8 protein-coding genes and 1 pseudogene are annotated in these 5594 nt (G+C 71.4%); all 9 read right to left on the minus strand.

All coding sequences use genetic code 11. The annotated features are described in order from the left end of the window. A pseudogene (locus tag RT323_RS15585) lies at positions 1–568 on the minus strand (hypothetical protein); the annotation flags it as partial. 19 nt (positions 569–587) lie between these two features. Further along, on the minus strand, positions 588–1007 hold the full coding sequence (locus RT323_RS15590; RefSeq protein ID WP_313410076.1) for a hypothetical protein: 420 nt from the start codon (positions 1005–1007) through the stop codon (positions 588–590). Next, positions 1004–1420 (minus strand): TadE/TadG family type IV pilus assembly protein, encoded by a 417-nt coding sequence (locus tag RT323_RS15595; RefSeq protein ID WP_313410078.1) that lies wholly within the window; start codon positions 1418–1420, stop codon positions 1004–1006. The genes RT323_RS15590 and RT323_RS15595 overlap by 4 nt, the downstream gene beginning before the upstream one ends. Beyond that, positions 1417–1809: a TadE/TadG family type IV pilus assembly protein gene (locus tag RT323_RS15600; RefSeq protein WP_313410079.1), complete on the minus strand. Its 393-nt coding sequence runs from the start codon at positions 1807–1809 to the stop codon at positions 1417–1419. The genes RT323_RS15595 and RT323_RS15600 overlap by 4 nt, the downstream gene beginning before the upstream one ends. 3 nt (positions 1810–1812) lie before the next feature. Then, positions 1813–2016 (minus strand): hypothetical protein, encoded by a 204-nt coding sequence (locus RT323_RS15605; RefSeq protein WP_313410081.1) that lies wholly within the window; start codon positions 2014–2016, stop codon positions 1813–1815. A 29-nt stretch (positions 2017–2045) separates the two neighbouring features. Continuing rightward, a complete protein-coding gene (locus RT323_RS15610) occupies positions 2046–2945 on the minus strand; it encodes a type II secretion system F family protein (protein ID WP_313410083.1) in 900 nt (299 codons plus the stop codon). Beyond that, the gene (locus tag RT323_RS15615) at positions 2942–3796 is read right to left on the minus strand and encodes a type II secretion system F family protein (RefSeq protein WP_313410084.1); all 855 of its coding nucleotides are present in this window, start codon (positions 3794–3796) and stop codon (positions 2942–2944) included. Before RT323_RS15615 ends, RT323_RS15610 begins: the two co-directional genes overlap by 4 nt. Beyond that, positions 3796–5103 carry an ATPase, T2SS/T4P/T4SS family gene (locus RT323_RS15620; RefSeq protein WP_313410086.1) on the minus strand — a complete coding sequence of 436 codons (1308 nt, stop codon included), beginning with the start codon at positions 5101–5103 and terminating at the stop codon, positions 3796–3798. Before RT323_RS15620 ends, RT323_RS15615 begins: the two co-directional genes overlap by 1 nt. Continuing rightward, on the minus strand, positions 5103–5594 hold a 492-nt coding region (locus RT323_RS15625; RefSeq protein WP_313410088.1), incomplete at its 5' end, for a hypothetical protein. The genes RT323_RS15620 and RT323_RS15625, both read right to left, overlap by 1 nt.

The following is a 5594-nucleotide window of genomic DNA, read 5'->3' on the forward strand; positions in this document are numbered from 1 at the left end:
TGACGATGTAGACCAGCTCGCCCGCGAGACGCTTCTCGACGCGCTCGGCACGCGTGGGCTTCTCGTCGGGCGTGGCGGTGGTCCCCGTGTCGACGACCGCCGCGGCGACCGGCTCGGACGGCGGGGCGATGTCGGCCGAGGAGCCCATGGCCTGGGCCGGACCGGCCACCAGGCCGGTGACCAGCAGGCTGCCGATCAGGGCGCGGGCGAGGTGCTGCAACGGACCGGCGAGCGGGATCGTGCGGGCCAGGCCGCCGCGACGGGTCGCGATCACCTCGAGCACGACGCAGATGACGAAGACCAGCCACAGCAGCCAGACGATCGCGACCAGGACCGTGACGAGGTCCTCGGGGCCGAGCTGGCGGGCGAGGTCGCGCAGGCCCGGCGTCTCGGTGGGGATCGGCGGCGCACCGCCGAGCAGCACCAGGGCGACCGGCAGCCCGATCAGCAGCCCCAGCAGCGCGAGGGCCGACCCGACACGCGAGGCGACGGAGGAGGTCTCCTCCTCGGGACGTGGCGCGAGGGACTCGAAGCGCGTGGCGTCCGGAGCGGTGGTGGGTTCGGTCATGGGAAGGATCTCCTCGTCGTCAGGACGTCGCCGCGGTCGCCGTGGCGCGCGCCGTGACCGGGTACTGGTTGATGCCGATGAGCTTGAGCATCGTGGTCTCGCTGGTGTCGCGCAGGGCGATCGTGACCGAGTTGGCGTTCACCTGGATCTCGAACTGGCCGCCGTCGTACCCGCGGGCCTGCAGGAACTCCTGCGCGTAGGTCTTGGCGAGCCCGAGATCGACCGCGAGCGCTCCGCCGTCGCGCAGTTGGTCGATGTTGACGGCGTTGGCACCGGCGCGGGCGGCCTGCTCCGCGTCGTCGGCGACCCGCATGCGGGTGTTGATGCCGATGCCCCCGTCGATCACGAGGCCGGCGCAGAGCATCAGCACGAGCGACATGGACAGCACGAAGATCGTGGCTCCACCGCGCTCGCGGCGATCAGTCGGGCGCAATCTCATCCGAACCTCCGGAACTGGTCGATGGGAGCACTGCTGGTGGCCTCGAAGTTCCGGCTGCCGGTGAGTCCGACGAGCCCGAGACCGTCGTTGCTGACGGTGCAGCGGACCCGGACGTTCACCACTCCCCCGGCCTCGAAGTTGCCCGTGATGCTCGCGACGGCGCACGACGAGAAGCTGTCGTCGACGTCGCTGGAGTTGGCCGCTTCCGCGGCGGCCGCGCGAGCCGCCGACTCGCTGCGCTCGAACGAGGCCGCACGGGCCGCGTCGCGTGCGGCCGCGTCGATGTCGGCCTTGACCGCCACGTAGCGCCCGCCGGCCAGCACCAGCAGCGTGAACATCACGAGGATCGGGACCATGAGCACGACCTCGACCGACATGGAGCCCCGTTCGGACCGGTGGAGATTCGCCCTCATGGCGCACCGTCCTGCTGGAACTCCTCGATCCGGCCCTGCACGACCTCGGTGACCTTGGGCGACGCCAGGAACGGCAGCAGCTGGTTGGCGCGGCCGCTGACCGTGGCCCGCATGCTGTCGCCGACCTGGTTGACCTGCACCTGCGGGTTCTTCAGCAGCCCGCGGCCCAGCGACTCCGCCGAGGAGACGCCCTTGGCGTGCCCCATGCCCGCGTCGCCGGTGACGCGAGCGACACGCGCCGCCTCACGAGCGGCGGCGCTGGCGGACTGCTTGGCCAGGTACGTCAACGAGAACTGGATCGTGATGATCATGGCGATCATGAGCAGGGGCGTGTAGAGGACCAGCTCGATGACGCTGGCCCCCCGCTCGTCCCGTGCTCGTGAGCGCATGGCTCAGGCGCCCTCGATGTCGGAGCCGATCTCGCCGGCCTTGCCCTCGAGCGCGCCGACGAGGATCGCGGCGACGGCGCCACAGATGGCCACCAGGACGGCCGCGATGACGACCCACTCGACGGCCGAGGCGCCCTCTTCACTGCGCGCCTTGTCGAGCTTGGCGCCGAGCACGGTCATGAGGAAACCGAATGCGGGGTGGAACATGGTGCTTCTCCTTCGGTGGTGCGGTTCGTTCAGAGCCCGGCGATGCCTGACAGCGCCGGGAAGATCAGGAAGACGAGGAAGCCGGCCGCCAACAACAACTGTGCCACCAGCATGGACTGGGACCGCTCCTGCGCGCGACTCTCGGAGTCGGCGAGCTCGCGCTGGCGCATCGACGCGGCCCGTGCGGTGAGCGAGTCACGCACCTTCGCGCCGTCCTCGGCGACCAACGCCAGCGCCGCGGCGAGGTCGCGCAGCTCCTCGACCTTCATCTCGTCGCCGAGGCGGCCCAGCGCGTTCCAGGGGGTGATCCCCTGCAGCCGCGCGTTCTCGATCGTCTGGCGCAGGCGGACCATGCCCCAGCCCTCGCTGACGCCGGCGGCGGCCGAGAGCGCCTCGGGGACGCCACGTCCACCGGCGAGGTTCATCGACACGAGGTCGAGGAACGCGCTGACGACGTGACGGAAGTCGCGACGGCGGTCGTTGGCCTCGGAGTGCAGCTGGAGCTGGCCGATCGCCGCGCCGCCGAGGGCACCGACGATCGCCAGCCACATGGGCAGGGTCGGGCTGACGATGCCGAAGAACATGAGCGGCCCGAGCGCGATCGCCGGGGCGAACGCACCGACGATGGCCGCCACGAGGGTCGAGCCCAGGTGGCTCTCGACGGAGCGGTTCATGACCGCCAGGTCCGAGCGGATGCTGCCGGGCAGCTCGATGCCGCGGTCGGCCAGCGCCGTCGCGACCCGAGATCCCAGTCGCTCGGACTTGGATTCGCCGTCGTCGACGCGGACCGCGCGCGGCGCACCGCGGCGGCGCTGCGCGTCGAGGCGGGCCAGCTCGGAGGCTGCCGTCGCACCGAACGCCGGCGAGCGGCTGATCAGGAGCCAGACACCGGCACCGGCGAGCGCTCCCCACACCAGGATCCAGGTCATCGTGCCTCCTGCTTCGCCAGCAGGAACCGCTCGGGCATCTCGAACTCCGAGAGCCGGCGCATCCACCAGAAGCCGGCGGCGAACAGGCCGATCACGAGGATCAGGACGACCTGGCCGATCGGCGTGCCGTAGGGCTCGACGTACGAGCGGTTGAAGATCGCCAGGCCGAGCACGAACGCGACCGTGACGCCCATGACGATCTGGACGCTGCGACGCGTGCTGGAGCGGCTGGCGGCGATCCGGCGACGCATGTCCAGGTCGGCGCGCGCCGAGCGCGCGAGAGATGAGAGCACGTCACGCAGGCCGGGACCGCGCAGGCGGGCGTTCAGGATGAGCGTCGCGACGATGAGGTCGGCGCTGGGGTCGTCGATGTCGTCGGCGAAGCCCTGCAGCGCCGTCGACAGCGACGTGCGGACCCGCAGCCGGTCGGTGAGTCGGATGAGCGCGGGGCGGATCGCCGGCGAGGCGGCGTAGGCCGTGGCCGGGATGGCCTGCTCCAGGCCGACGGCGCCGGCGATCGTGTCGCGCAACGACTCGGTCCACGCGGCGAGGCCCTCGAGGCGGGCCATGGCCCGCTTCTCGCTGGCGACACCGCCGAACAGCATCGGGGCGAACCAGACCAGCAGGCCGACCGCGACGGCCAGCACGGGCCACGACGTCAGCAGCAGGATCAGCAGTCCGGCGACGAACCCCAGCAGGGCGCGGCGGGAGTTGCCCTGGATGCGGTCCCGCAGCGACCGCTTCGTCCGCAGCGGCGCCTCCTCGTGGTCGGACATCCCCATCACGACCAGCAGCGCCCCGGCGCCGATGAGGGCGCCGAGGAGCATGATGAGCGGGGTCTGGGAGCCCATCAGTAGGCCTGGCCCTCGTACGCGGTCGGACGGTAGCCGTGCATCTGCAGGTCCTCGATGCAGCTGACGGCCGCGGCGGCGTGCGCGACGCCGTCGGGTCCCTCGGCGAAGACCTCGCTGGACAGCACGCGCCCGTCGACGCCGTTGACCTCGCGCACCGAGGTGATGACGCGGCGCAGGCCGCCACCGGAGTGGTAGTCGTTGCGGCGCTGGACGAAGATCACGAAGTCGATCGCGCCGGCGATCAGCATCATCGTGGCGTCGGCGGGCAGGCGCTCCTTGGACTGGATCGCGTACGTGCTGATGCGGTTGAACACCTCGACCGACGAGTTCGCGTGGATCGTCGACAGCGACCCGTCGTTGCCCTGGCTCATCGCGTTGAGCATCGTGACGATCTCGTCGCCCAGCACCTCGCCGACGATGACGCGGCTGGGGTTCATGCGCAGCGAGCGCCGCACGAGCTCGGACATCGCGATCTCGCCCTGGCCCTCGGAGTTCGGCAGCCGCTCCTCGAACGCGACGACGTTCGGGTGCAGGTCGGGGAACTCGCCCAGGCCGAGCTCGAGCGCTCGCTCGACCGTGATCAGGCGCTCCTGCGGACCGATCTCGTTGGCCAGCGCACGCAGCAGCGTCGTCTTTCCGGCGTTGGTCGCACCGGCGATCATGATGTTCTTGCGCGCGGCGACCGCGGCCGACAGGAACGAGGCCAGCTCGGGCGTCATCGTGCCACTCTCGACCAGCATGTCCAACGAGACACGACTGAGGCGTGCACGGCGGATGGACAGCGAGGGACGCTGCGTGACTCCCATGACGGCCGACAGGCGGCTGCCGTCGGGCAGGCGCAGGTCGAGCTGCGGGTTCGCGGTGTCGAACGGACGGCTGGTCAGGCCGGAGTAGGCGCCCAGCACCTGCACCAGCTCGACCAGCTCGTCGTCACTGTCAGCGACGGGCGGCATCCGCTTCTCCTCGCCGTTGGCGTAGCCGACGAAGACGTTGTCGCACCCGTTGATGTCGATGTTCTCGACCTCGGGGTCGTCCAGCAGCGGCTGGAGCCGGCCGACGCCGTAGAGCGCGGCGTGGATGCCGTCGGCGAGCTCGGCCTCCTCAGCCCCGGTCAGCGGAGCCCGGCCCGCGGCGATCTCGCGCCGGGCATGCGACTCGAGAACCCGGGCGATGATCGCCCGTGCGTACTGGCGCTCGTCCTCGGTGGACATCTGGGGCAGGCCGGCCGTGGCGTCCTCGCGACGCTGGCGGGCCAGGCTGTCGGCGACCTCTTCGCGCAGGGCGCGCAGCAGTTGCTGGTCCATCAGGCCTCCTGCGCGATCGTGGCCGGGACGGCCAGGGAGCGGACTCGGGGCACGACGTCGACGAGCGAGCGGGCGAAGACCGAGCGGAGCATGGCCCGCGAGGACGACGCGGGACCGCGCAGCACGTTCTTGGGATCGTGCGCGACCGTGCCTAGCATCGTCACCGACAGCTCGGACGAGGCCAGAAGGCGGCCGATGTCGTCGACGGCGCGCTGGTCGCGCGGGTCGCCGACGACGAGCACGCCGACCCGGATCGAGCCGGGACGACCGAGCGACCAGGGCTCGCGCACGTTGGACAGGCGGTCGCGCAGATGCGCGACCGCGGCGATCTCGGAGCGGACCACGAAGACGACCGCGTCGGATCCCTCGACGACCGGTCCGGCCGGAGAGCCGGCCACGAAACGGCCCGCGTCGACCAGCACGTCGCCGTCGTGGGCGCGCAGCGTGCGCTGCAGGTGCGGCCAGGCCGGGCCCAGGCTCTGGGCCTGGCG

Source organism: Aeromicrobium sp., from assembly GCF_032084975.1.
Classification (GTDB): domain Bacteria; phylum Actinomycetota; class Actinomycetes; order Propionibacteriales; family Nocardioidaceae; genus Aeromicrobium.